A 21391-nucleotide genomic window follows, 5' to 3' on the forward strand; every position below is an offset into this window, starting at 1 on the left:
TCAGGACTCCGGCCCGGTGAGCTGGAGGCCGTTCTCCCAGATCGTGTTGAGCGTCGTGACGAGCTTCTCGAAGGGGATGCGCTGGCCGAGCACGAAGACCAGATAGGCCATGCGGCTCACCATCACCGACAGGGCGTGCGCGGTGATCAGCGGGTCGAGGCTCGCGTCGGCCTGCCCGTTCTCCTGGAGCGTGCGGATCAGCTTCGCGTTGCGGCGCGCGAACGCGTTGCCGCGCTCGATGCGCAGCGCCTTGAACTGCTCGTCCACCTGGGCGACTTGCTCGAAGAGCGCCATCAGGCGGGCGTTCTTCTTGTACGCGCGCAGATACTCGCGGTTCGCCGCGTCGATGAGCCGGCGCGGGTCGGTGATCCCGGTGCGCTCGCGCACGTGCGGGTGGAGCATCTCCTCCTGCACCTGCTCCACGAGCGCCTGGAAGATCTCTTCCTTGCTGTTGAAATACGTGTAGAAGGAGCCGGACGCGACGTGCGCGGCCTGGGAGATGTCCGTGATCCGGGCGTCGAGGTAGCCGTCGCGCTCGAAGACCTCGCGGGCGGCGGCGACCAGCGCGTTGCGGGTCCTGACGCCGCGCGCGCTGCGGGGTGTGATCGGTTGCTTCTGGCCGCCCTCGGCGGCCGGGGCCTGGGCAGCCACTGCGGTCCTTCGTTCTCTCGTCGGAGGCGGGGGATGCTATCAGCCGAGGCCGGCGAGGAACTCCAGCAGCGCGGCGTTCACGTCCCCGGGCCGCTGCTGCTGGACCCAGTGCCCGGCTCCGTCCACGACGACGCGGCCGCGCAGATCGGTGAGGACCTCCGTCAGCCTGTCGTCCGGCATGAAGCGGACGACCGGGTCCTCGGAGCCGGTGAGGAACAGTGAGGGGCAGTCGATGGTCCGGCCGGCCAGCTGCGGCGTCAGCTCCCAGGTGCGGTCCAGGTTCCGGTAGTAGTTGAGGCCGCCGGTGAAGCCGGTCTTCTCGAACACATCGACGTAGTGGGCGAGTTCAGCCTCGCTCATCCAGTGCGGCGGCGCCAACTCCTCGTCCGCCCGCTCGGCCCACGCGGCCGACCAGATCTCGCGGGCCACCAGCGTCCTGCGCACGTTCCGCGCGAGCGCACGGTCGGCGACGCCCGGCTCCTGGAACCACACCATGTAGAAGTCGTCGCCGAGCCGCTCCCGCAGCACCGGCAGCGGGGCCACCGGCGAACGAGGCCGCACCGGCACGCTCATGCCCACCACGGCCCGCACCCGGCTCGGGTGCAGCCACGCCATGTGCCACACCACGTTCGCGCCCCAGTCGTGCCCCACGAACACCGCGTCGTCCGCGCCCACGTCGTCCAGGAGCCCGGCCAGGTCGGCGCACAGGGTCGGCATGTCGTACGCGTCGACGGCTTCGGGGCGTGCGCTGCCGCCGTAGCCCCGCATGTCGGGCGCGAGCACGCGGTACCCGGCGTCGGCGAGCGCCCCGATCTGGTGCCGCCACGAGAAGGCCAGCTCGGGGAAGCCGTGGCAGAGCACGACCAGGGGGCCGTCCTGCGGGCCGTGCTCGAAGACGCGCAGGGTGATGCCGTCGGTGGTCACGTCCCGTGCCGCCACCTGGCCCCACGCGGCCGTCGGCGCATCCGTGCTCATGGGGGGACCCCTCTCGCTGAACTTGACGTTGGATTCGACTTCTCGACTATACGGTCGACGAACGCACCGCTCCAGCATTGAACCTGAAACCGGATTCAAGTACGTTCCCGGTGACGAGCGACGAGCGACGAGCCGAGGGGTGGGCGGATGACCGGGAGCCGCGGGCGCACGGCGGTCCTCTTCGACTTCGGCGGCGTCCTGACCACCAGCGTGGTCGCCGCCTTCGAAGAGCTCAGCACAGAACTGTGCGGCGACCCGCGGCTGCTGCTCGGGCTGCTGTCGAAGGACGAGGAGAGCAGCGCGCTGCTGGTGGCGCACGAGGAAGGGCGCATCGGGGAGCGGGAGTTCGAGGACGGCTTCGCCGCCCGGCTGCGGGCGCACGGCGTCCCGGCGGTCGGCGAAGGACTGGTCGGGCGGCTGCAGTCCCGGCTCGCACCCGACCCGGACACGGTCGCGCTCGTGGGCCGGCTGCGCGCCGCAGGACACCGCGTCGGTCTGCTCTCCAACTCCCTCGGCGACGACTGCTACGCGGGCTTCGACCTGCCCGCCCTGTTCGACGCCGTGACCGTCTCCCGGGACATCGGTGTCCGCAAGCCCTCGCGCCGCGCCTACGCCCTGGCCTGCACACGCCTGGGCGCGCCGCCCGAGGAGACCGTCATGGTGGACGACCTGGAGCAGAACATCACGGCGGCGGCCCGCATCGGCCTCGCCGGCGTCGTCCACCGCTCCGCCGCCGCCACGGCCGAGCGGCTGCACGAGCTGCTCACCCCCACGACCGCGCGCTGAATCCGAGACGTGCGCTGAATCCGAGCCGTGCGCCCCGCGCCCGCGGCACCCAACCGTTGGAGGAACCGTGTTCGACCTGTCCGACCGGGCCAAGGAGTACCAGGACAAGCTGCGCGCGTTCATGGACGCGCACATCTACCCGGCCGAGGCCGTCTACGAGGTGCAGATGACCGAGTCGGGGGACCCGCACTTCCACCCGCCGGTCGTGGAGGAGCTGAAGACCGAGGCGAAGAAGCAGGGCCTGTGGAACCTCTTCCACCCGCACCCCGAGTGGGGCCCCGGGCTCACCAACCTCGAATACGCGCCGCTCGCCGAGATCATGGGCCGCAGTGCCCACCTCGCGCCCGAGGCCACCAACTGCAACGCCCCCGACACCGGCAACATGGAAGTCCTCACGCTCTTCGGCACCGAGGAGCACAAGGAGAAGTGGCTGAAGCCGCTGCTCGCCGGGGAGATCGCCTCCGCGTTCGCGATGACCGAGCCCGCCGTCGCCAGCTCCGACGCCCGCAACATCGAGATGCGCATGGTCCGCGACGGCGACGAGTACGTCCTCAACGGCCGCAAGTGGTGGACCTCCAACGCCCTGCACAAGAACTGCAAGGTCCTCATCGTCATGGGCAAGACCGACCCGGACGGGCCGAGCCACCGCCAGCAGAGCATGATGGTCGTCCCCCTCGACACCCCGGGCGTCACCGTCCTGCGCGGCCTGCCCGTCTTCGGCTACCAGGACCGCGAAGGCCACGCCGAGGTGCTCTTCGAAGACGTACGGGTGCCGCGCACCGCCCTGCTCGCGGGCGAGGGCGACGGGTTCATGATCAGCCAGGCGCGGCTCGGGCCCGGCCGCATCCACCACTGCATGCGCACCATCGGCATGGCCGAGCGAGCCCTGGACCTGATGATCGACCGGGCGCAGTCGCGCACCACGTTCGGCGCCCCGCTCGCCGACCGCGCCAACATCCAGGACTGGATCGCGGAGGCCCGCATCGAGATCGACATGGCGCGCCTGCTCACGCTCAAGGCCGCGTACCTGATGGACACCGTCGGCAACAAGGAAGCCCGCACCGAGATCGCCGCGATCAAGGTCGCCGCCCCCGAGGCCGCCCTGAAGGTCATCGACCGGGCCATCCAGGTGCACGGCGGCGCGGGCGTCTCCGACGACTTCCCGCTCGCCAGCATGTACGCGCACCTGCGTACGCTGCGTCTTGCCGACGGGCCGGACGAGGTGCACAAGCGCACCATCGCGCTGCGCGAGCTGCGGCGCCGCGAGGCCCAGCGAGGAGAGCGAGGACAGTGATGACACCGACCGGGAGCCCCGGACCGTCAGGAGACCTCGGGTCGGCGGGGAGCCTCGAAGGGAAGGTCGCTCTGGTCACCGGCGCCTCCCGGGGCATCGGCCTCGCGGTCGCCGCCGCGCTCCGCGACCAGGGCGCGCGCGTCGTCATCACCTCGCGCAGCGAGGAGCGCGCCAAGGAGGCAGCGGCCGAACTCGGCGGCGCCATCGAGGGGTTCGGCGCCCACGCCACCGACGAGGAGGCCGCCCGCGCCTGCGTCGAGCACACCGTGCGCACATACGGACGCCTCGACGTCCTCGTCAACAACGCCGGCACGAACCCCGCGTACGGCCCCGTCATCGACCAGGACCACGCCCGCTTCGCCAAGACCATGGACGTCAACCTGTGGGCGCCGGTCCTGTGGACGTCGCTCGCCGTCAAGGCGTGGATGGGCGAGCACGGCGGCTCCGTCGTCAACACCGCCTCGATCGGCGGCTATTCGGTCGCCGCCGACGTCGGCGTCTACCACGTGTCCAAGGCCGCGCTCATCCACCTCACCAAGCAGCTCGCCCTCGAACTCGCCCCGGCGGTACGGGTCAACGCCATCGCCCCCGGCGTCGTCCGCACCCGCCTCGCCGAGGCCCTGTGGCAGGGCGAGCGCGAGACGAAGGTGGCGGCCGCGACGCCGCTGGGCCGCATCGGCGAGCCCGAGGACATCGCCGCCGCGGTCGTGTTCCTCGCGGGCGACGCGGCGCGCTGGATCACGGGGGAGACGCTGGTGGTGGACGGCGGACAGCTGCTGGGACCGGGCGCCGTGTGACCGAGGCGCCGTTCAGGGCCCAGCTCTCCGGGGGTGCGTCGCCGCCGCTCGGGGACTGCGCGGGCTCCGGCCCGTCCGAACTGCCCGACGGCGCGCGGTAGTCACAGGGGCGCGGCCGCCTGGCAAGGTGGGGCCGAGGCGAGCACGGGCCCGGCCACACCTGGCCGGCGGCGGCGACGACGAGGAGGCACCTCATGGACATCCCCGGCCCCGACCCCAGGCCGGACGGCGGCGCGGGTGCCGTCGCCGCGGCGGGCGGACTGCACCAGTACCAGTTGAGCCTGCATGCCGAGTACGGACCCGTCGTACGCTTCCAGCTCCCCGGAGCGGAGACGGCCGTGTCCGTCGCCGACCCCGTGCTCCTCGAAGCCACCGCGCACCTCGACGAACGCCCGCAGAAACTCTTCGCATTCCTGTCCCCGCTGTGCGAGGCGGGCAACCTCCAGGTGCTCCCGGCCGCCGAACACGCGCCGTGGCGGCGGCTGTTGCTGTCGGTCCTGGCCGGACGCCCCTCCCACGAGCGGCACTTCGCGGAGTTCGCCGCGCTCACCCAGGAGCTCGCGGACCGCTGGGCCGAGCGCGGCGGCCAGGAACCCGTGGCGCTGCAGAAGGACCTCACCGCGCTGTCCCTGCGCATGATCTGCGCGTACGCCCTCGGCGGCGCGGCCCCCGAACCGGACGCCGTCGTGGCCGCGTTCGAGGAAGTCCTCACCGCCTACCTCGGGCGCCTCTACGAAGTGCCGCCCCCGGATCCGGGGGAGGAACCCCCCGAGCGCGCCCAGGAGGCCCTCCGCTTTCTGCGGGCGACTGTCGACGACGTGATCGCCGCCCACCGCTCCGACGGCCGCACCGACCGAAGCGACCTGATCGGGGCGCTCGTCGAGGCCGGTGAGAGCCCCGCCCGCATCCGTGACACCGTCATGGTGACGCTGCTGGCGGCCCACCACACCACCGGCGTCGCCGTGTCCTGGACGCTGCACCTGCTGGGCCGCCACCCCGAGGTCGCCGAGCGCGTCACCGCCGAACTCGACGAGGTCCTCGGCGACCGCACCGCCCCCGACTTCGCGGACCTGCGCCGCCTGCCGTATCTCGACATGGTCCTCAAGGAGTCGATGCGCCTCTACCCGCCCGGCCCCTACGGCGCGCGCGAGACCACCGAGGCGATGAGGCTCGGCGACTACGAGATCCCGGCAGGGGCGACCGTCTTCTACCCGTTCTGGGCGGTCCACCTGAACCCCGAGCACTGGCCGGACCCGGAGAGGTTCGACCCCGAGCGGTTCACGCCGGAGGAGACGGCCAAGCGGCCGAGGCTGGCCCACATCCCGTACGGGATCGGGTCGCGCGGCTGCGAGGGTGCCGCGCTCGCGACGGTCGAGGCCCAACTCGTCCTCGCCGTCCTGCTGAAGCGCTTCCGCTTCCGGCCGGTGCCGGGCCACGAGGTGACGCCGATCGAGCGGTTCGTGCTGTGGGCCGAGGACGACATCCGCATGACCCCCGTACTTCGACCGCTATCGTAGTAGGACTGTTCATCCGTCCCTGCTCCGAGGAGTCCGCCGTGGCCCGTCCCCGCAGTGCGCCGCGCACCGTGGCGCACCCCGCGCCGGAGGAGTTCTCGCTGCAGCGGGTCCTGGAGGCGCTCACCGATCCGGTACGCAGGGCGGTGGTGGCCCAACTGGCCCGTACCGAGGCCGATGTGAGCTGCGGGTCCTTCGACGTGCCGGTGTCGGCGTCCACCGCCACGCACCACTTCAACACCCTGCGCGAGGCGGGCGTCATCCGGCAGTACTACGTCGGCACCACCAAGATGAACGCGCTGCGCCTGGACGACATGGAGGCCCGCTTCCCCGGTCTGCTGCGGGCCCTCATCGACGCCGAGCAGGCGGAGGCGTCGGAGGTGAGCGGGCGGGCGGCCGGGCTCAGCCGCGGCTGAGCAGGTCCCGGTACCACTCGATCGTCATGTCGAGGGTCTCGCCCAGCGGCGTGGGCCGGACGCCGAAGGTCTCCTCGAAGGCGGAGGAGTCCATGATCTGCGGCTCCAGGTGCTGGTAGAAGAGCTCCGCGTACGAGTCGATGAAGACCTGGTCGAAGGGCCCGAAGGGGCGCGGCTCGTCGACGACGACCGTCTTCAGCGGCTGCCCGACCCGCTCCTCGATCATCTGCAGGACCTCGCGCGTGGTGACGGCGGGGGCGGTCGGCAGGTGCCAGACGCGGCCGTCGCCCTCCGGGTGCTCGCCCAGCGTCGCGAGCCCGGCCGCCACGTCCCGGATGCTGGTGTAGCTGTGCGGCAGGTCGATGTTCCCGAGCGCCAGGACGTCCCCGCCGGTGAGGGCGCCGGGGAAAGTGGCGCCGCCGAGCGTCGAGTTGAGCACGCCGGGCCCCACGAAGTCCGCCGAGCGCCCCAGGACGACGCGGGCCCGGCCCTCGCGGTGCGCGGCCAGGTAGATCTCGTCGAGCCGGGCGCGCATCAGGCCCTTGCGCGAGGTGGCCCGCCACGGGGTCTCCTCCGTCATGACCTCGCCGTGCGTCTCCCCGTACGGGTAGAGCGTGTCGAGCACGACGAGCCGCGCGCCCGTGGCCTCGACGGCGCCGAGCACGGTCGTCTGTATCGAGGGCATGACCTCGATCTGGAGGTGGTAGGCGACGTTCACGCAGTGATGGACGACCGCGGCGCCCTCGATGGCCGCCAGGGCGCCGGCGAGCGTGCCGACATCGCCCTGGCGCCGCTCCACCCCCTCGATCTCCGGGCCGGTGCCGGAGCGGTCGATCAGCCGGACGGGGTGGCCGCGGTGGGCGAGTTCGGTGGCGAGCGCGGTGCCGGCGGGGCCGGCGCCCAGGACGACGTGGAGGTCGGTGCGGAGGTCCGTGTGGGGGTCGGTGCGGGTGGTCATGAGAAGCTCCCTCGCGATGCGGACTAGCAACTGTTAGAGACTGTAACGCTCGCGAATAGTGATCGCAATAGGGAGTTCCTGTACCGTCGATCGTGTACGGAGCCGCAGCGCAGGAAGAGGGCGCTGAAGACGGAGGGTGCTGGAGACAGAGGGCGCCGCAAGGCGGCGCAGGAGGACAGGGAAGGAGAAGGGCAATGGCCGACGCGGCATCGAGCCCCCGGGCCCGCTACCGGGAGCGGACCCGCGGGGAGATCAAGGCCATCGCGCTCCGGCAGCTGGCCGAGGGCGGCGCGCCCGCCGTGGCGCTCACGCGCATCGCGAAGGAGGTCGGGCTCTCGGGCCCCGCCCTGTACCGCTACTTCGCCAGCCGGGACGATCTGCTCAACTCCCTGATCAGGGACGCCTACGACGAGGCCGCGCGGGCCACGGAGGGGATCGCCGCCGCCCTTCCCGCCAGCCCCCGCGCGGCCCTGCACGCGCTCGCCGACGCCTACCTCGACTGGGCGGCGGAGGAGCCGCACCGCTATCTGCTGATCCAGGGCAGCCCGCTCCCCGGCTACCAGGCCCCGCCCGACACCCTGGTCCGCGCCCGCGCGGTGCTCGGCCCCTTCGTGAAGGTCTTCGCGACGGGCCGCCCCGCGGCGTCGGTGCGGCCGGTGGTGGCCGAGACGGAGACCTGGGTGCGCGACGACGAGGCCGCCGCCGACTGGCTGCGGGAGTGCGCGGGGCTCACCGCCACCGACCCCCGCGCGGGCACGGCCCTGGCCGGGACGCTGCTCAGCTGGTCACAGCTCCACGGGACGGTGAGCCTGGAGGTGTCGGGCCAGTACGCGGGCATGGGGCACCGGGCCAGGACGCTGGTGACGGCGCAGATGGACGTGCTGGCGGACTCCTTCGCGCTGGAGTAGCGGCACCTTCGCGCGCGGGTCTTCGCGGGGCAGCGGTGGCTCAGCCCCTGCTGAACGGCAGCTTCGCCGTGAGCCAGGTGACCAGGGCGCCCGGGTTGCGGCTCTGGGTCCACAGGCGGCCGGGGCCGGTGAACTCGAAGACGAGGCCCTCGCCGGACTTGAGTGTCTGCATCAGCCCGCGCGTCACCTTGCGGGTCGTGTACGAGACGCCGTCGTCGAAGGCGACCAGGTGGCCGGAGTCCAGGACCAGCTGCTCGCCGGACGCCAACTCGACCTGGTCCAGGGCGCCGTAGCACGCGGCGACCACCTGGCCGCGACCCTCGGCGCGGACCAGGAAGCCGCCCTCGCCGCCGGTCAGGTTCTTGAAGCCGCCCCACTTCGTGTCGAGGTCGATGCCCTCCGACGAGCAGAGCCACGCGCCGCGCGCCAGGTTCATGCCGCCGTCGACCTCGACGGCGGTCACGTCCCCGGGCAGCTGCGCGGCGACATCGACCCAGCCGCCCTCGGCACCCGCCGTGAACCGCGTGACGAACAGCGACTCACCGCCCAGGACGCTGCGCTTGAGGCCCTTGATGAGGCCGCCCTCGGCCTTCGCCTCGACGGAGATCCCCGCGGAGTGGGCCATCATCGCCCCGGACTCGGCGCGGACGGTCTCACCGGCCGCCAGGTGCGCCCGGGCCACCGCGAACGAGGGGTTGTGCCGTACGTCGATCTTCATGCGTGCCTTCTCGAGCCGGAGCGGTCAACAGCACGTCCACGCTAGAAGCGGCCCCTGCGCACCGGCTTCCGCCTAAAGTCTGCGGCGCCATCACCTTCGGCTATGCCCTTCGGTCATGCCGGGCCACCGGACAGCGACACCTCCAGCTCCCCCCGCACCCCCGCCCACTCCGCGTCGAGGATCGAGTACGCGGCGCTGTCCCGCACGGCCCCGTCGTACCCGGCGGCCTCCGCACGCAGCACCCCGTCCAGGCGGGCGCCGAGCGCGGCGATGGCCCGGCGGGAGCGCTCGTTGCGGGCGTCCGTGCGGAACCGCACCCGGTGCACCCGCCACCGCTCGAACGCGACCGTCAGCATCAGCAGTTTCGCCTCCCGGTTGATCCCGGTCCGCTGTGCCTCCAGGGCGAGCCAGGTGGCGCCGATCTCGACGGCGTCGGGCTCGGTCGTGGGGCGCCGCCGGTACCGCTCCTGCCGGCGCCAGTACTCGAAGCCGCAGAACCGCGTCGAGCCGACCACCCGCCCCGTGCGCCGGTCCACCGTCGCGTACGGCACCGTCTCGGGCGCTCCGCCCGGGCCCGTGCGGAGGGCACGTGCGACATACGCCTGCGCCTCCGCCTCGTCGGCGGGGACGTCGGTCAGCGCGTACCGCTCCCGCCCCTCACGGGCCGCCGCGACGAGGCCCGGCACATGGGCGACGGTCAGCGGTTCGAGCCGCACCCGTCGCCCCTCCAGCGGACCTGTCGCGAAGAACCTCCCGCCGGATTCCTCGCCGGATTCCTCGCCGGACCCCGCTGCCGACGCCTCGAAAGAGCCGTGCACCCCGTCTCACCCCGTGTTTCGCGTCGTCCCTCGCTTGCGGCGCCATGCTCGGGCGCGGGCCCGCCGCGCGGCAAGGCAGTTCCACGGAGCGGACAGTCCAGGTCCGAAGTCGGTTCGTCCATGTACCGGGACGCGGACGGGGGACCGTCCTGCTCCGTACGGCCGGATCTCGCATGCGTACGCTCGCCCCCGCCGCGGTGGCCGCCCCTGTCCCCCCTGCCCCGGCCTCAACTCCCCGCGATCCCACAGGTGTTCCGGGCCCGGCCCCGGGCCGCCCTGGCCGTGCCCTGCGCAGCCCCGCCCAACTCGCCCGCGCGGCAGTCCAGTCCGGGCCGAGCGCGCCACCCTCGGCCGCATCGCGGGCCCGGCGCCTCCGTGAACGAAATGCACGCAACGGTGACCGCCGTCACACTGGGCGCCATAGTCAGCGGCACGTCCCCGCCGAGGCGAAGGAGCCCCGTCATGTCCGTCGGCCCCGCTGACCCAGCCGTGCTAGCCGTGCTAGCCGTGCCAGCCGTGCCCGCAGAGCTCCGACGCAGACGTCGTCTGCGGGCCGCCCTGCTGGCCGCCGTGCTCGCCGCCGTGCTCGCCGGGCTGACCGGCGCGGCGGGCACGGCTCCCGCGGGCGCCGCCCCGGCCGGGCCGAAGCCGGAGCCGGAGCAGGGATCGGCGGGCGTCGTCGTCGACCGCCCGGTGCGCACGACAGGCTGCCGCACCGCCTCCCCCTACACCCCCGGCACGTCGACGGTGGCACACCTCAACTCCGGTGGCAGCAAACGCAGTTACCTCATCCACGTGCCCGCCGACTACAACCCCCGCCGTGCCACACCCGTGGTCCTCTCCTTCCACGGGCACAAGCGCACCTCCGCCTACCAGGAGCGGCTCACCGGGATGTCCGGGCTGCCCGCCATCGCGGTCTACCCGCAGGGCGTGACCGGCACGGACAGCGAGTCCGCGTGGCAGGGCGCGCCCTACTCGGCGCCGGTCGACGACGTGCTGTTCACGAGTGACCTGATCTCCCTGCTGCAGCGCCAACTCTGCGTCGACGCGCGGCGCGTGTACGTCACGGGCAAGTCGAACGGCGGCGGGTTCGTCGGTGTCCTCGCCTGCCGCATGCCCGGACGCATCGCGGCGTTCGCCCCCGTCTCGGGCGCCTTCTACCCGCAGGGCGGCGCCTGCGAGCCCGACCGCCCGGCACCGGTCATCGAGTTCCACGGCACGGCGGACACGACCATCCCGTACGAGGGTGTGCCCGCCAAGGGCCTGCCCCCGCTGCCGAGTTGGCTCGCGGACTGGGCCCGCCGCGACGGCTGCCGCCCCGCCCCCACGTCCCGCGACCTCGGCGACGGCGTGACCCGGCAGCGCTGGCACGGCTGCGACGGCCGGTCCGACCTCGTCCACTACCGGATGGGCGGACTCGGCCACGACTGGCCGAGCACGGTGCCGAACGAGGACTCCGACACCCCGGCGGCCCTCGACGCGACGCCGCTGATCTGGCGCTTCTTCCGGGAGCACCGGCTGAGCGCGTAGGCGTCGTCCAGCCGCGTCCAGCCCATCGCCTGCACTCCCGTCGCCTTCACTCGCCCGCCGAGGTCAGGGCGCTGTCCCGCAGTGCCGCGACGAGTCGCTCGACGGCCTGTGGGGCTGCTCCCTCCCGGCGTACGAGAAAGGCGGTCGACGGCGGTCCGTCCCAGGGCCGGAAGGCCACGCGGCGCGCCGGGGGCAGCCCGCCCACCGGGTCGAAGACGGTCCACGAGGGGGCCCCGGCCGCCGCGTCGGCCGCCAGCTCGGCGAGGGTGTCCTGCAGCGTCGTGAACGCGGGCCCCGGCAGCGGCTCGACGCCCGCCGCAAGGAGCGCGCCCGTCACCAGGTCGTGAAAGGCGGGGTTGTGGGCCCGGGGCGCGAGCCGCACCGGCAGCCCCGCGAGGTCGGCGGGCCGCACCCGGTCGAGCGCGGCCGCCGGGTGCGCGACGGGCACCGCGACGACGAGCGGGTCCTGCCAGAGGGCGTCGGCCGCAAGCCCCGTGCGCGGCTGCTCCCCTCGTACGAGCGCCGCGTCCAGCTTCCCGCCGTGCACGGCCGCCAGGCGCCGCTCGCGGGTGTCCTGCACGAGCCGTACGCGGAGGCCGGGCGTGCGCTCGGCGAGGTCGTCGAGCGCGCGGTGGACGCGGTCGGCGAAGGCGCGGCTGCTGCCGACGCGCAGCGTCTCCTCGGCCCGCACCGAGGCGAGGTCCTCGGCGACCCGGGTGACGCGCTCGGCGGCGGCGAGCGCGGCCCGTGCCTCCGGCAGCAGCCGCCGCCCCGCCGCGGTGAGCGTCACCCGCCGGGTGCTCCGATCGAAGAGCAGCACCCCCAACTCCCGCTCCAGCCGCGCCACTTGATGGCTGACGGCGGCCTGCACGATGAACAGCCGCTGCGCCGCCCGCCCGAACCCGCCGTCGTCCACGACGTGCACGAAACACTCCAACTGCCGAAGCTCCACGACTTCTGATCACCTCCGGTGATGCCTGGGAACATCAACTGCTTCTTGGTCGCGGGGTGTTCCCGCGGTCGACTGGTGCTTCAGCCCGATGCGCGCCGAGCGTGTACCCCGAGGCACGCCGAGCCTGTATGACGCGCAGAACACCTGGAGCACGCCATGAACACGAAGCAGTCATCACCACAGGACCAGAAGGGCCGCGCCGCCGCCCTCGTCGTCCAGGGGCGCGACGCGGAGACCGTGCCGCTCCCCGGCGGCGGCCTCTTCCAGCTCCTGGAGGACAGCCGCGAGACCGGCGGCCTCCTGGGCGCCAACCGCCTCACCCTGCCGGCCGGAGCGGACGGCACCCGCCCGCACCACCACCGCCTGTCGACCGAACTCTTCTACGTGCTCACCGGCACGATGGAGTTCCTCCTGGACGGCAGCCTGACCCCCGTCGCGGCGGGCGGACTCGTCGTCGTCCCACCCGGGACCGTGCACGCCTTCGGTGCCGCCCCCGGCACCCCGGCAGAGTTCTTCGCCGTCCTCACCCCGGGCATCGAACGCTTCGCCTACTTCCGCCAGTTGGGCCGCATCGCGCGCGGCGAGGCGGACTGGTCCAGCATGGACGGCTTGCACGACACGTTCGACGTGCACTTCGACGGGGCGGCTGAGTGGCGGTGACGGGGGCGTCGCTACGGTGGCGCGATGTCTGACATGTACGAGATCACGACGGCTCCGTACGCATCGGCTGGATGCGCTTCTGCGAGAGCGGCGTGCCCGAGCCGTTGATGGTGTCTCAGGGCCGTCCCGTCCGGCCCTGACACCACATCTCGATCGCCGTGAAGTCCGCGTCGGTGAGCCCCCGTCGGGGATCCACGCGCCGCAGCAGCGCGCGCCCCGGGTGGTGGGCCGCGATCCACTCCCGGTCGGCGTCCGCGATCTCGTCGTCGGCCCAGACGAGGTCACGCCCGCCGGCCCACTCGACGATGGCCCGGGTCTTCCAGTGCAGGCCGCTCGGTCCGTCCGGTCCGTCCGGCCAGTCGAGCACGGGCAGTTCCGGGAGTCCCAGCCGGGGCCCCACGGCCTTGTTGGCCTCGTCGAGCCAGGTCGTCGCCCAGACCAGGTCGCAGGGGAGGGCGAGGAGCCGGGGGCCGAGGGCGGGGTCGATCCGGGGGAGGAGGGGGCGCCGCGCTGAACCGATCATGGTCGCAGCCTAGGTCAGCGCGAGCGCGACCAGCAGTGCTCCAGATCTCCTCGTAGGCGGAGAGGAAGAACATCGAGGCCGAACCGGTCGGCGACCGCCGACAGGAACCCGGCCGTGAGCGCGAGCCGGGCGAAGACGGTCACGCCGGGCCAGGCGCGCTCCCCGAGCGCGGGTGCGTGGGGGTGGCAGTCGAAGGCTTCACGTGACGTGGTGTCATACCTCGTACGTGATCCCGTACTTGGCGGCGATCGGATTCAGCCGCGCCGCGTCCAGCGCCCCACCGCTGCTCACCTGGGCCCGCGCCTCGATCAGGTCCTCGACGAAGTACTCCCAGCCGCCGGGCGCGGAGATCTGGAGCACCTTCGGCGGGCGCGTGGAGCCGGGGCGCAGGGCGTGCGGGACGCCGTGCGGCAGCAGCACGAACTGGCCCGCGGCGGCGGTGTGCGCGGTGCCGTCGAACTCCACGGTCAGCTCGCCGTCGAGCACGTAGATCGCCTCGTCCGCCTGATGGTGCACATGCTGGGGGATGGGCTGGGCCACGACCACCTCGAGGAGCGAGAAGCGGCCTTCGGTGTCGGTCGTGCGGGCCTTGACCGAGAAGGCGGGCGGCACCGGGATGCGGCCGGGGCGCGCGGCACCCGGGGCGAGGACGAGGGGGCGCCCGCTCCTCTTCGTTCGCGACGCGTCGGTGGGTGGCGTCGCGGGTGTGGCGGGTGCCGACAGTTGCAGCGCGTGCAGCGGCTCCGGCCCGTGCGGACGCAGCGTGCGACGGGACGCCTCCCGGGGGAGCAGCGCGGTCATTCCGGCGGTGAGCAGGTGCGTGGCGCCGTCCGCGTCGAGGTTCAGCTCCCCGGCGATGACATAGACGAACTCATCTGCTCCGTCGTGGAGTTGGAGCGCTGCGACGTCCATGGCGTGGCGCTCATAGTGCTCATGGTGGTCATAGTGCTCGTGGTGCTCGTGGAGCGAGAAGCGGCCCTGCGTATCGGCGGTGGTCGCCTTGACCGTGAGGGAGGTCGTGAGGGAGGACGGGAGCGGGCCGGAGTCGGGGCCCGACTCCGGGCGGGACGCACCGGGGGCCAGCAGAATGAAGCGGTCCGTGGACAAGAGGTATCCTTCCGGAAGCAGATGTGGAAGCGGAATCCGATTCCGGAAAAGACTATGGAGAGGGCCGAACCCGTATGTCAACCCCGTCCCGTCGCCCCCGCGCCGACGCCGGCCGCAACCGCGCCCGCGTCCTGGAAGCGGCGAGCGCACTCTTCGCCGAACGCGGCGACGAGGTGCAGATGGCCGAGGTGGCCAAGAGCGCGGGAGTCGGCGTCGGCACCGTCTACCGGCACTTCCCCACCCGCCAGGCCCTCATCGAGGCGGTCGCCGAGGCCCGCTTCACCGAGATCCTGGCGTTCGCGCGCGCGGAGTGCCTGTCCGCGCCCGACGCCCGGGAGGGAGTGAAGCGGTTCTTGTCGCACATCGGGCAGGTGCACGAGGACGGCCGCGCGCTCTCCCGGTCCATCGAGGCGGCCCTGGGCAACACGGCGCCGAGCGGGCAAGTCGGTTCCGAGCTGCGGGAGTTGGGTGCCGAACTGCTGGAGCGGGGGAGAGGTGACGGCACCGTGCGCCCCGACGTGACCGTCGAGGACCTCTACATGATCGTGGGCGCCCTGGCGGCGGTCGCGCGTGCGGACTGGGGCGACTGGAAGCGGTTCGTCGACTTCCAGATGGCGGGCCTCGACCCCGGGGCGGGCAGGCCGTAAATCGGTTGCGTCCGGCGCGTCCTGAGTTCTTTACTCGTGGAAACAGCCGAGCGACCGAGGAGTCCGCATGCGCCGAGCGTTCATGTCCCACCCGAAGGGAATGGCCATCCACCCAAAGGACATGACGCCCCGTGCACTTCACGCACTCCTCCACCCCGCGCACCCTGAACCTGGGGATCCTGGCGCACGTCGACGCCGGTAAGACCAGCCTGACCGAGCGGCTGCTGCACTCCGCCGGAGTCATCGACGAGATCGGCAGCGTCGACGACGGCAGCACCCAGACCGACTCCCTGGCGCTGGAGCGGCAGCGCGGCATCACCATCAAGTCCGCTGTCGTCTCCTTCGTGCTGGACGGCATGACGGTCAACCTCATCGACACCCCCGGCCACCCGGACTTCATCGCCGAGGTGGAGCGGGTCCTCGGCGTGCTCGACGGCGCCGTGCTCGTCGTCTCGGCCGTCGAGGGCGTCCAGGCGCAGACCCGCGTCCTGATGCGCACGCTGCGGCGGCTCCGCATTCCCACGTTGCTGTTCGTGAACAAGATCGATCGCCGCGGAGCGCAGTACGGGACGCTGCTGGACGAGATCGCGCGCAAGCTGACGCCCGCGGCCGTCCCCATGGGCGGTGTGACCGCGCCCGGGACGCGCGGTGCCGCCACCCTCCCGCACACCGCCGCCGATCCGGCCTTCACCACGCGCCTGACCGAGGTGCTCGCCGACCGCGACGACGAACTGCTCGCCGCCTACGTCGAGGACGCCGCCACCCTCTCGTACGAGCGGCTGCGTGCCGCCCTCGCGGTGCAGAGCGCGCGGGCGCAGGCGCACCCGGTGTACTTCGGCTCGGCCATCACCGGCGCGGGCGTGGCCCAACTCGTCGCGGGGGTCAGGGAGTTCCTGCCGGGGGCCGAGGGTGACCCGGACGGCCCGGTCGCGGGCACGGTGTTCAAGGTCGAACGCGGCCCCGCGGGCGAGAAGATCGCCTACGCCCGGCTGTTCTCCGGCTCGGTCGCGGTGCGCGACGTGCTGCCCTTCGGGCCGGTCGGCGAGGACGGGCATGCAGGGACGCGCGAAGCCGCAGGGACGCAGGAGGCTGCCGGGACGTGCGACCCCACAGGTATGTGCGAGGGCGCAGGTATGCACGAGCGCACAGGTATGCGCGAGGACAAGGTCACGGGCATCGACGTCTTCGCCGACGGCACGCGCGAGCGGCGCGACGTCGTCAGGGCCGGACAGATCGGGGCGCTCCGGGGACTGGGCGGCGTGCGGATCGGCGACGTCATCGGTGAGGCGGCGGGGCGCGCGGGGGCACGGATGGCCGGACCGCAGTTCGCGCCGCCGACCCTGGAGACGGTCGTCGTGCGGCGGAGCCCCGCCGACAGGGGCGCGCTGCACCTCGCCCTCACCCAGCTCGCCGAGCAGGACCCGCTGATCGGCCTGCGCCAGGACGACGTGCGCGACGAAGTGTCCGTCTCGCTCTACGGAGAGGTGCAGAAGGAGGTCGTCCAGGCCACCCTCGCCGAGGAGTTCGGCGTGGCGGTGACCTTCCGCGAGACGACGACGATCTGTGTCGAGCGGCCCCGGGGCACGGGCGCGGGATACGAGAAGGATCTCGAACCGTTCCTCGGGACGGTCGGTCTGCGCGTCGATCCGGCACCGCACGGCAGCGGCGTGCGGTTCCGCCTGGAGGTCGAACTCGGCTCCATGCCCTACGCGTTCTTCAAGGCGGTCGAGGACACGGTCAGGGAGACCCTGGCCCAGGGGCTGCATGGCTGGCAGGTCACCGACTGCACCGTGACGATGACGCACTCGGGGTACTGGCCCCGGCAGAGCCACTCCCACGCCGTCTTCGACAAGAGCATGTCGAGCACGGCCCGCGACTTCCGGCAGCTGACCCCGCTGGTCCTGATGAGCGCGCTGAAGGAGGCGGGGACCACGGTGTACGAGCCGATGCACCGCTTCGGCGTCGAGGCGCCGGCCGACGCGTTCAGCCCGGTGATGTCGGCCGTGGTGCGCCTCGGCGGGGTGCCGCGCGGCCAGGAACTGCGCGGTGCGGTCTGCCTGTTGGAGGGCGACATCCCGGCGGCGCGGGTGCACGCCCTGGAGCAGCAGCTGCCGGGCCTGACCCGGGGCGAGGGCCTGTGGGAGAGCGCCTTCGACCACCATCGGCCGGTGCGCGGCCCGGCGCCGCGCCGCCCGCGCACGGATCACGATCCGCTGAACCGGAAGGAGTATCTGCTGCGGGTGGCGCGGCGGGTGCGCTGACGCCGCTCAGGGTGCGGCGGCGCCCCGCACGGGGCCTCGAACGACGGCTCGCAGGGCCTCAGTTGAGGGTGTCGGGGTCCGGGCCCGTGCGCAGGCCGCGGTCGAGCGCGGCGATGGCGGCCATCTCGTCGTCCGCGAGCGTGAAGTCGAAGACGTCGATGTTCTCCCGGATGCGGGCCGGGGTGACGGACTTCGGGATCACGACGGTGCCGAGCTGGAGGTGCCAGCGCAGCACCACCTGGGCGGGCGACTTCTGGTGCCGCTCGGCGATCCGGGCGATCGCGTCCTCGCCGAGCAGCGCACCCTGCGCGAGCGGGCTCCACGCCTCGGTGGCGATGCCCAACTCGGCGTGCAGGGAGCGGAGTTCGCTCTGCTGGAGGCCCGGGTGCAGCTCGATCTGGTTGACGGCAGGGACCAGCGCGCTCTCGTCGACCAGGCGGCGCAGGTGTGCGGGCTGGAAGTTGGAGACACCGGCGGCCCGGACGCGCCCGTCGGCGGCCAGCTTCTCCAGGGCCCGCCACGTGTCGAGGTAGAGGTCGCGGGCAGGGGTCGGCCAGTGGATCAGGTACAGGTCCACGTAGTCGAGGCCGAGCTTGGCCAGGCTGGCGTCGAAGGCGGCGAGGGTGGCGTCGTAGCCCTGGTCGGTGTTCCACACCTTCGTGGTGATGAACAGGTCCTCGCGGGCGAGCCCGGAGTCGGCGACGGCGCGGCCCACGCCCGCCTCGTTGCCGTAGATGGCGGCGGTGTCCAGGGAGCGGTAGCCGGCCTCCAGGGCGGAGGTGACGGCGGCGGTGGTCTCGTCGTCGGGAACCTGAAAGACGCCGAAGCCGAGCTGGGGGATCTCGACGCCGTTGTTGAGCGTGACGGTGGGGACGGCCGGGGCCGGGGAGGTGGAGGGGGTCATGTCGTGCGTGTTCCTTGCGTCGATGCGTGCGGCACACCCCTGTTGCAGGGGAGCCTTACGAGCGTCAACAATAATTGCGCACGCGGTATAAACGCAAGCGGGGGTATCGGGGGGAGCGCGGGCGCGGACCCTCCGGGGCAGGGGCAGGGGCAGGGGCAGAAGAAGGAGTAGGGGCGGGAGCAGGGATGGAGGGCGGGAAGGGGGTCCTAGTCCTTCCGCCCCGTCGCCGCCACGGTCACCCCGAGCCCGATCATCGCGAGCCCGCCCGCTCCGCCGACCGCCGCGAGCCGTCGCGGCGAGCGCGCGAACCAGGTGCGTGCGCCGGCCGCCGCCAGGCCCCACACGCTGTCCGAGGCGATCGCGATGAGGTTGAAGACCAGGCCGAGCAGCAGCATCTGCGCCGCGACGTGCCCCTGCTCGCGGTCGACGAACTGCGGCAGTACGGCGGCGAAGAACACGATCGTCTTCGGGTTGGCCACGCCGACCGCGAACCCCTCCCAGAGGGTGCGCAGGCCGCCCCGCGCCTCGCCCCCGTCGGCGGCGAACGCCTCCCGCAGCGCGCCGCGCCGCCGGAGCGCCCTGACGCCCAGGTACACCAGGTACGCGGCGCCCACGAGCTTCAGCGCGGTGAAGACGAGCACCGAGCGCTCCACCACGGTGCCGACGCCGAGTGCCACCGCCACCACGAGGACGTACGCGCCGAGCGTGTTGCCCGCCACGGTGGTGAGGGCGGCCCGGCGGCCCTGCGCGAGGGCGCGGCCGATCACGAACAGGACGCTGGGGCCGGGAACGACGATCAGGAGGAACGACATGGCGGCGAAGGCGAGCAGCCGGTCGGCAGTCATCATGCGCGCCATGCAAGCACGCGGCCGGAGCGGGCCGACACTGCTTTTCGCCGCCGTCGGGCCGCGTCAGATGCCGTGGCCGCGTCGGGTGGCGGTGGCGGGGGTCCCGGTCTCGACGGGCTGCCAGGAGAGCCGGTCCCGCTCCGCCCCCTCGGCCCCCTCCGCTCGTACGCGACCGAAGGCCACGTCCGCGAAGTGGATGCCGAAACCGATCGTGTCCGGCTCCTGGAGCTCGGCGACGAGCCGGCGGCGGAAGTCCGCGGACTGCGCGGAGTCGTGGTCGGGGGCGGCGGACCACTCGGGGTGGCCGACCTGGATCGGCGAGTGCAGGGCGTCACCGAAGGCGATCAGGCGCCGCCCGCCCGAGGCGATGACGTAGGCCGCGTGCCCGGGGGTGTGGCCGGGCACGAACTCCACGCGTACGTCGGGGAATATCTCCTCGCCGTCCGTGACGGTCCTGACCTGCGGCGCCATCGCGTCGAGCAGGTCCTTTCCGGTGCCGTGCGACTCCAGGACGTCGCGTTGCGTCCACTCCGGTTCGGTCACCAGGTAGTCGGCGCGTGTGAACACGGGGCGGTCGCTGCCGGGGGCGGGGTGCCAGGCCCAGCCGATGTGGTCGATGTGCAGATGCGTGAAGGCGACCGCCTCGACGTCCTCCGGTGCGCGGCCGAGGAGGGCGAGGTTGTCGACGAGCGCCCCGCCGTGGATGGCGCCGTGCGCGTTGCCGGGCTCGGCCGGGAAGGACTGCGGCCCGAACCCGGCGTCGATCAGGAGTGCCCGGTCGCCACGCTCCACCAGGAGCCCGCCGACACCGGCCACGAGGTTGCCGGTGTCATCGAGGTACTCGGGGTGGTCCCGCCACACCTCGTCGGTGGTGGCCGGGAGCCAGCCGCGCGGCGAGAGCTGCACGGCGCCGTCCGGCACGTACGTCACGGTGGTCTCGCCGAGCGTCAGCGAGCGCATCGTGCCGGGGCGCCGGAGGCGGTCGGCGTGCTGCGGGGCGGAGCTGGGGGAGTTGAGCGCACTCATGGGGTTCGGTCCTCTCGAAGTGGGACGCGATGCCGTACGGCAGGGCGAAGCGCCGTACGTCGCAGGGGTGTTGGCCCGTGGCGGCTGCACCACCATATGCATCAAGCTCGAATCATTCAAGCTTGCAATATGTGAGCTCGATGCATTTGTTAGGCTGGGCCCATGACGAACCGGGAGTCGCGGCGGCGGGAGTCGTCGGCGGTCGCCGAGCGGGAACTGTGCGGCCTGGTCAACGGGATGGCGCACCAGATCGCGGAGCACGTGCGCGTGCGCGCCGCGACGCTCGGGCTCACCGCGCCCCAGGCGACCGCGCTGCGCGAGCTCACCGGCCCCATGACCATGCGCGAGCTCGCGGAGCGCATGAGCTGCGAGCCGTCGAACGCGACGTTCGTCGTGGACAAGCTGGAGAAGCAGTCGCTGATCGAGCGTCACCCGCACCCCACCGACCGGCGCGCCAAGCAGCTGATCCTCACCGACGAGGGCGCGGAGCTCCGCGAGCGCCTCCTCGGCTTCCTGACCCAGGACTCCCCGCTTGCCGGGCTCACCCAGGACGAACAGCGCACGCTCCAGGGGCTGTTGGAGCGCGCGGTCGTCCGACCCTGAGGCGGGCCCTAGTCCTGGCTGTTCCGCCCGAGTTCCGCGAGCCGGGTCAGGGCGGGCAGTGCGTCCTTGAGTGCGCGGCGCTCCTCGGGCGTCAACTGATCCACGAGCGGGGCGAGATGGCGCGTGCGGTCCGCGTGCCGGGACCGGCCGATCCGCCGTCCCGCCTCGGTGATGTGGACGAGGACGGCGCGCCCGTCGCTCGGGTCGGGGCGGCGCTCCAGGAGTCCCTCGCGCTCCAGCCGCGTGACCAGCTGGGTGATGCCGGGCTGACTGACCTGCTCGGTCCTGGTCAGCTCCGTCAGCCGCAGCGGGCGCCCGGCGAACGCGAGGGTGTCGAGGACCGACAGCGTCGTGAACGGGTGCTTCTCCAGGACGGGCAGCCGGATGTAGAAGCGGTTGAAGTTCTCGACGGCGGCGGTGAAGGCGTTGAGGTCCAGATCAGGGTCGAGGCCCTGCTCCTGCTCCTGGCCCTGGCCCTGGCTCTGGCTCTGGCTC

At 72.7% G+C, this 21391-nt stretch carries 24 protein-coding genes and 1 pseudogene; 11 read left to right on the top strand and 14 right to left on the bottom strand.

Features of this window, described 5'->3' with window-relative positions; all coding sequences use genetic code 11:
• Both ACQB60_RS21955 and ACQB60_RS21960 read right to left on the bottom strand, forming a co-directional pair.
• Positions 1–651 (bottom strand): TetR/AcrR family transcriptional regulator, encoded by a 651-nt coding sequence (locus ACQB60_RS21955; protein WP_496927759.1) that lies wholly within the window; start codon positions 649–651, stop codon positions 1–3.
• 39 nt (positions 652–690) lie between these two features.
• On the bottom strand, positions 691–1626 hold the full coding sequence (locus ACQB60_RS21960) for an alpha/beta fold hydrolase (RefSeq protein ID WP_496927760.1): 936 nt from the start codon (positions 1624–1626) through the stop codon (positions 691–693).
• Between the two features lie 147 nt (positions 1627–1773).
• On the opposite strand from ACQB60_RS21960, the gene ACQB60_RS21965 reads away from it, so the two are divergent.
• From ACQB60_RS21965 to ACQB60_RS21985, 5 genes are all read left to right on the top strand, one after another.
• On the top strand, positions 1774–2412 hold the full coding sequence (locus ACQB60_RS21965) for an HAD family hydrolase (RefSeq protein WP_496927761.1): 639 nt from the start codon (positions 1774–1776) through the stop codon (positions 2410–2412).
• Between the two features lie 67 nt (positions 2413–2479).
• Entirely contained in the window at positions 2480–3706 is a 1227-nt protein-coding gene (locus tag ACQB60_RS21970; RefSeq protein WP_496927762.1) for an acyl-CoA dehydrogenase family protein, read from the top strand.
• Positions 3706–4503 carry an SDR family oxidoreductase gene (locus tag ACQB60_RS21975; RefSeq protein WP_496927763.1) on the top strand — a complete coding sequence of 266 codons (798 nt, stop codon included), beginning with the start codon at positions 3706–3708 and terminating at the stop codon, positions 4501–4503. The genes ACQB60_RS21970 and ACQB60_RS21975 overlap by 1 nt, the downstream gene beginning before the upstream one ends.
• A gap of 194 nt (positions 4504–4697) precedes the next feature.
• A complete protein-coding gene (locus tag ACQB60_RS21980; RefSeq protein WP_496927764.1) occupies positions 4698–6020 on the top strand; it encodes a cytochrome P450 in 1323 nt (440 codons plus the stop codon).
• A gap of 38 nt (positions 6021–6058) precedes the next feature.
• A complete protein-coding gene (locus tag ACQB60_RS21985; protein ID WP_496927765.1) occupies positions 6059–6433 on the top strand; it encodes an ArsR/SmtB family transcription factor in 375 nt (124 codons plus the stop codon).
• On the opposite strand, the gene ACQB60_RS21990 is transcribed toward ACQB60_RS21985, so the two are convergent.
• Complete coding sequence (locus ACQB60_RS21990) at positions 6420–7391, bottom strand: NAD-dependent epimerase/dehydratase family protein (protein ID WP_496927766.1); 972 nt, start codon at positions 7389–7391, stop codon at positions 6420–6422. The genes ACQB60_RS21985 and ACQB60_RS21990 overlap by 14 nt on opposite strands.
• A 194-nt stretch (positions 7392–7585) precedes the next feature.
• Here ACQB60_RS21990 and ACQB60_RS21995 point away from each other — a divergent pair, with 194 nt between their 5' ends.
• Positions 7586–8299 carry a TetR/AcrR family transcriptional regulator gene (locus ACQB60_RS21995; protein WP_496927767.1) on the top strand — a complete coding sequence of 238 codons (714 nt, stop codon included), beginning with the start codon at positions 7586–7588 and terminating at the stop codon, positions 8297–8299.
• 40 nt (positions 8300–8339) lie between these two features.
• Here ACQB60_RS21995 and ACQB60_RS22000 read toward each other — a convergent pair whose 3' ends face one another.
• Together ACQB60_RS22000 and ACQB60_RS22005 are read right to left on the bottom strand one after the other, a co-directional pair.
• On the bottom strand, positions 8340–9017 hold the full coding sequence (locus ACQB60_RS22000; protein WP_496927768.1) for a TIGR00266 family protein: 678 nt from the start codon (positions 9015–9017) through the stop codon (positions 8340–8342).
• A 113-nt stretch (positions 9018–9130) separates the two neighbouring features.
• Complete coding sequence (locus tag ACQB60_RS22005) at positions 9131–9835, bottom strand: GNAT family N-acetyltransferase (RefSeq protein ID WP_496927769.1); 705 nt, start codon at positions 9833–9835, stop codon at positions 9131–9133.
• Positions 9836–10351: 516 nt separating this feature from the next.
• On the opposite strand from ACQB60_RS22005, the gene ACQB60_RS22010 reads away from it, so the two are divergent.
• Positions 10352–11365 carry a CE1 family esterase gene (locus ACQB60_RS22010; RefSeq protein WP_496927770.1) on the top strand — a complete coding sequence of 338 codons (1014 nt, stop codon included), beginning with the start codon at positions 10352–10354 and terminating at the stop codon, positions 11363–11365.
• Positions 11366–11411: 46 nt separating this feature from the next.
• Here ACQB60_RS22010 and ACQB60_RS22015 read toward each other — a convergent pair whose 3' ends face one another.
• Positions 11412–12317: a LysR family transcriptional regulator gene (locus ACQB60_RS22015; RefSeq protein ID WP_496927771.1), complete on the bottom strand. Its 906-nt coding sequence runs from the start codon at positions 12315–12317 to the stop codon at positions 11412–11414.
• 156 nt (positions 12318–12473) lie between these two features.
• Between ACQB60_RS22015 and ACQB60_RS22020 the strand changes: the two genes are divergently transcribed.
• On the top strand, positions 12474–12977 hold the full coding sequence (locus ACQB60_RS22020) for a cupin domain-containing protein (protein WP_496927772.1): 504 nt from the start codon (positions 12474–12476) through the stop codon (positions 12975–12977).
• 115 nt (positions 12978–13092) lie between these two features.
• Here the strand turns inward: ACQB60_RS22020 and ACQB60_RS22025 are convergent, their stop codons facing one another.
• The 4 genes and pseudogenes from ACQB60_RS22025 to ACQB60_RS22040 all read right to left on the bottom strand — a co-directional run.
• On the bottom strand, positions 13093–13500 hold the full coding sequence (locus ACQB60_RS22025) for an HAD domain-containing protein (protein WP_496927773.1): 408 nt from the start codon (positions 13498–13500) through the stop codon (positions 13093–13095).
• A 14-nt stretch (positions 13501–13514) separates the two neighbouring features.
• On the bottom strand, positions 13515–13643 hold the full coding sequence (locus ACQB60_RS22030) for a hypothetical protein (RefSeq protein ID WP_496927774.1): 129 nt from the start codon (positions 13641–13643) through the stop codon (positions 13515–13517).
• A 70-nt stretch (positions 13644–13713) separates the two neighbouring features.
• Positions 13714–14118, bottom strand: coding sequence for a cupin domain-containing protein (locus tag ACQB60_RS22035; protein ID WP_496927958.1), 405 nt, complete (start codon positions 14116–14118; stop codon positions 13714–13716).
• Between the two features lie 120 nt (positions 14119–14238).
• Positions 14239–14412 (bottom strand): annotated as a pseudogene (locus ACQB60_RS22040) (cupin domain-containing protein); the annotation flags it as partial.
• Between the two features lie 269 nt (positions 14413–14681).
• Between ACQB60_RS22040 and ACQB60_RS22045 the strand changes: the two are divergent.
• Positions 14682–15254, top strand: a complete 573-nt coding sequence (locus ACQB60_RS22045; protein WP_496927775.1) for a TetR/AcrR family transcriptional regulator — start codon at positions 14682–14684, stop codon at positions 15252–15254.
• 131 nt (positions 15255–15385) lie between these two features.
• On the top strand, positions 15386–17515 hold the full coding sequence (locus tag ACQB60_RS22050; protein ID WP_496927776.1) for a GTP-binding protein: 2130 nt from the start codon (positions 15386–15388) through the stop codon (positions 17513–17515).
• A gap of 58 nt (positions 17516–17573) precedes the next feature.
• On the opposite strand, the gene ACQB60_RS22055 is transcribed toward ACQB60_RS22050, so the two are convergent.
• The 3 genes from ACQB60_RS22055 to ACQB60_RS22065 form a co-directional block, all read right to left on the bottom strand.
• A complete protein-coding gene (locus tag ACQB60_RS22055; RefSeq protein WP_496927777.1) occupies positions 17574–18419 on the bottom strand; it encodes an aldo/keto reductase in 846 nt (281 codons plus the stop codon).
• A 206-nt stretch (positions 18420–18625) separates the two neighbouring features.
• Positions 18626–19267: a LysE family translocator gene (locus ACQB60_RS22060; protein WP_496927778.1), complete on the bottom strand. Its 642-nt coding sequence runs from the start codon at positions 19265–19267 to the stop codon at positions 18626–18628.
• Positions 19268–19330: 63 nt separating this feature from the next.
• On the bottom strand, positions 19331–20293 hold the full coding sequence (locus tag ACQB60_RS22065; protein WP_496927779.1) for an MBL fold metallo-hydrolase: 963 nt from the start codon (positions 20291–20293) through the stop codon (positions 19331–19333).
• 162 nt (positions 20294–20455) lie between these two features.
• On the opposite strand from ACQB60_RS22065, the gene ACQB60_RS22070 reads away from it, so the two are divergent.
• Entirely contained in the window at positions 20456–20896 is a 441-nt protein-coding gene (locus tag ACQB60_RS22070) for a MarR family winged helix-turn-helix transcriptional regulator (RefSeq protein ID WP_496927780.1), read from the top strand.
• Between the two features lie 8 nt (positions 20897–20904).
• On the opposite strand, the gene ACQB60_RS22075 is transcribed toward ACQB60_RS22070, so the two are convergent.
• A complete protein-coding gene (locus tag ACQB60_RS22075; RefSeq protein WP_496927959.1) occupies positions 20905–21333 on the bottom strand; it encodes a MarR family winged helix-turn-helix transcriptional regulator in 429 nt (142 codons plus the stop codon).
• Positions 21334–21391 lie beyond the last annotated feature (58 nt).

The sequence above is a fragment of the Streptomyces odontotermitis genome (assembly GCF_050510915.1).
Taxonomy (GTDB): Bacteria; Actinomycetota; Actinomycetes; order Streptomycetales; family Streptomycetaceae; genus Streptomyces.

Coding starts and splice junctions, on each gene's coding strand:
- ACQB60_RS22065 (WP_496927779.1), bottom strand. CDS start 20,293: ATGAGTGCGCTCAACTCCCCCAGCTCCGCCCCGCAGCACGCCGACCGC.
- ACQB60_RS22000 (WP_496927768.1), bottom strand. CDS start 9,017: ATGAAGATCGACGTACGGCACAACCCCTCGTTCGCGGTGGCCCGGGCG.
- ACQB60_RS22055 (WP_496927777.1), bottom strand. CDS start 18,419: ATGACCCCCTCCACCTCCCCGGCCCCGGCCGTCCCCACCGTCACGCTC.
- ACQB60_RS21960 (WP_496927760.1), bottom strand. CDS start 1,626: ATGAGCACGGATGCGCCGACGGCCGCGTGGGGCCAGGTGGCGGCACGG.
- ACQB60_RS22070 (WP_496927780.1), top strand. CDS start 20,456: ATGACGAACCGGGAGTCGCGGCGGCGGGAGTCGTCGGCGGTCGCCGAG.
- ACQB60_RS22020 (WP_496927772.1), top strand. CDS start 12,474: ATGAACACGAAGCAGTCATCACCACAGGACCAGAAGGGCCGCGCCGCC.
- ACQB60_RS22045 (WP_496927775.1), top strand. CDS start 14,682: ATGTCAACCCCGTCCCGTCGCCCCCGCGCCGACGCCGGCCGCAACCGC.
- ACQB60_RS21965 (WP_496927761.1), top strand. CDS start 1,774: ATGACCGGGAGCCGCGGGCGCACGGCGGTCCTCTTCGACTTCGGCGGC.
- ACQB60_RS21975 (WP_496927763.1), top strand. CDS start 3,706: ATGACACCGACCGGGAGCCCCGGACCGTCAGGAGACCTCGGGTCGGCG.
- ACQB60_RS22025 (WP_496927773.1), bottom strand. CDS start 13,500: ATGATCGGTTCAGCGCGGCGCCCCCTCCTCCCCCGGATCGACCCCGCC.
- ACQB60_RS21995 (WP_496927767.1), top strand. CDS start 7,586: ATGGCCGACGCGGCATCGAGCCCCCGGGCCCGCTACCGGGAGCGGACC.
- ACQB60_RS21990 (WP_496927766.1), bottom strand. CDS start 7,391: ATGACCACCCGCACCGACCCCCACACGGACCTCCGCACCGACCTCCAC.
- ACQB60_RS21980 (WP_496927764.1), top strand. CDS start 4,698: ATGGACATCCCCGGCCCCGACCCCAGGCCGGACGGCGGCGCGGGTGCC.
- ACQB60_RS22060 (WP_496927778.1), bottom strand. CDS start 19,267: ATGATGACTGCCGACCGGCTGCTCGCCTTCGCCGCCATGTCGTTCCTC.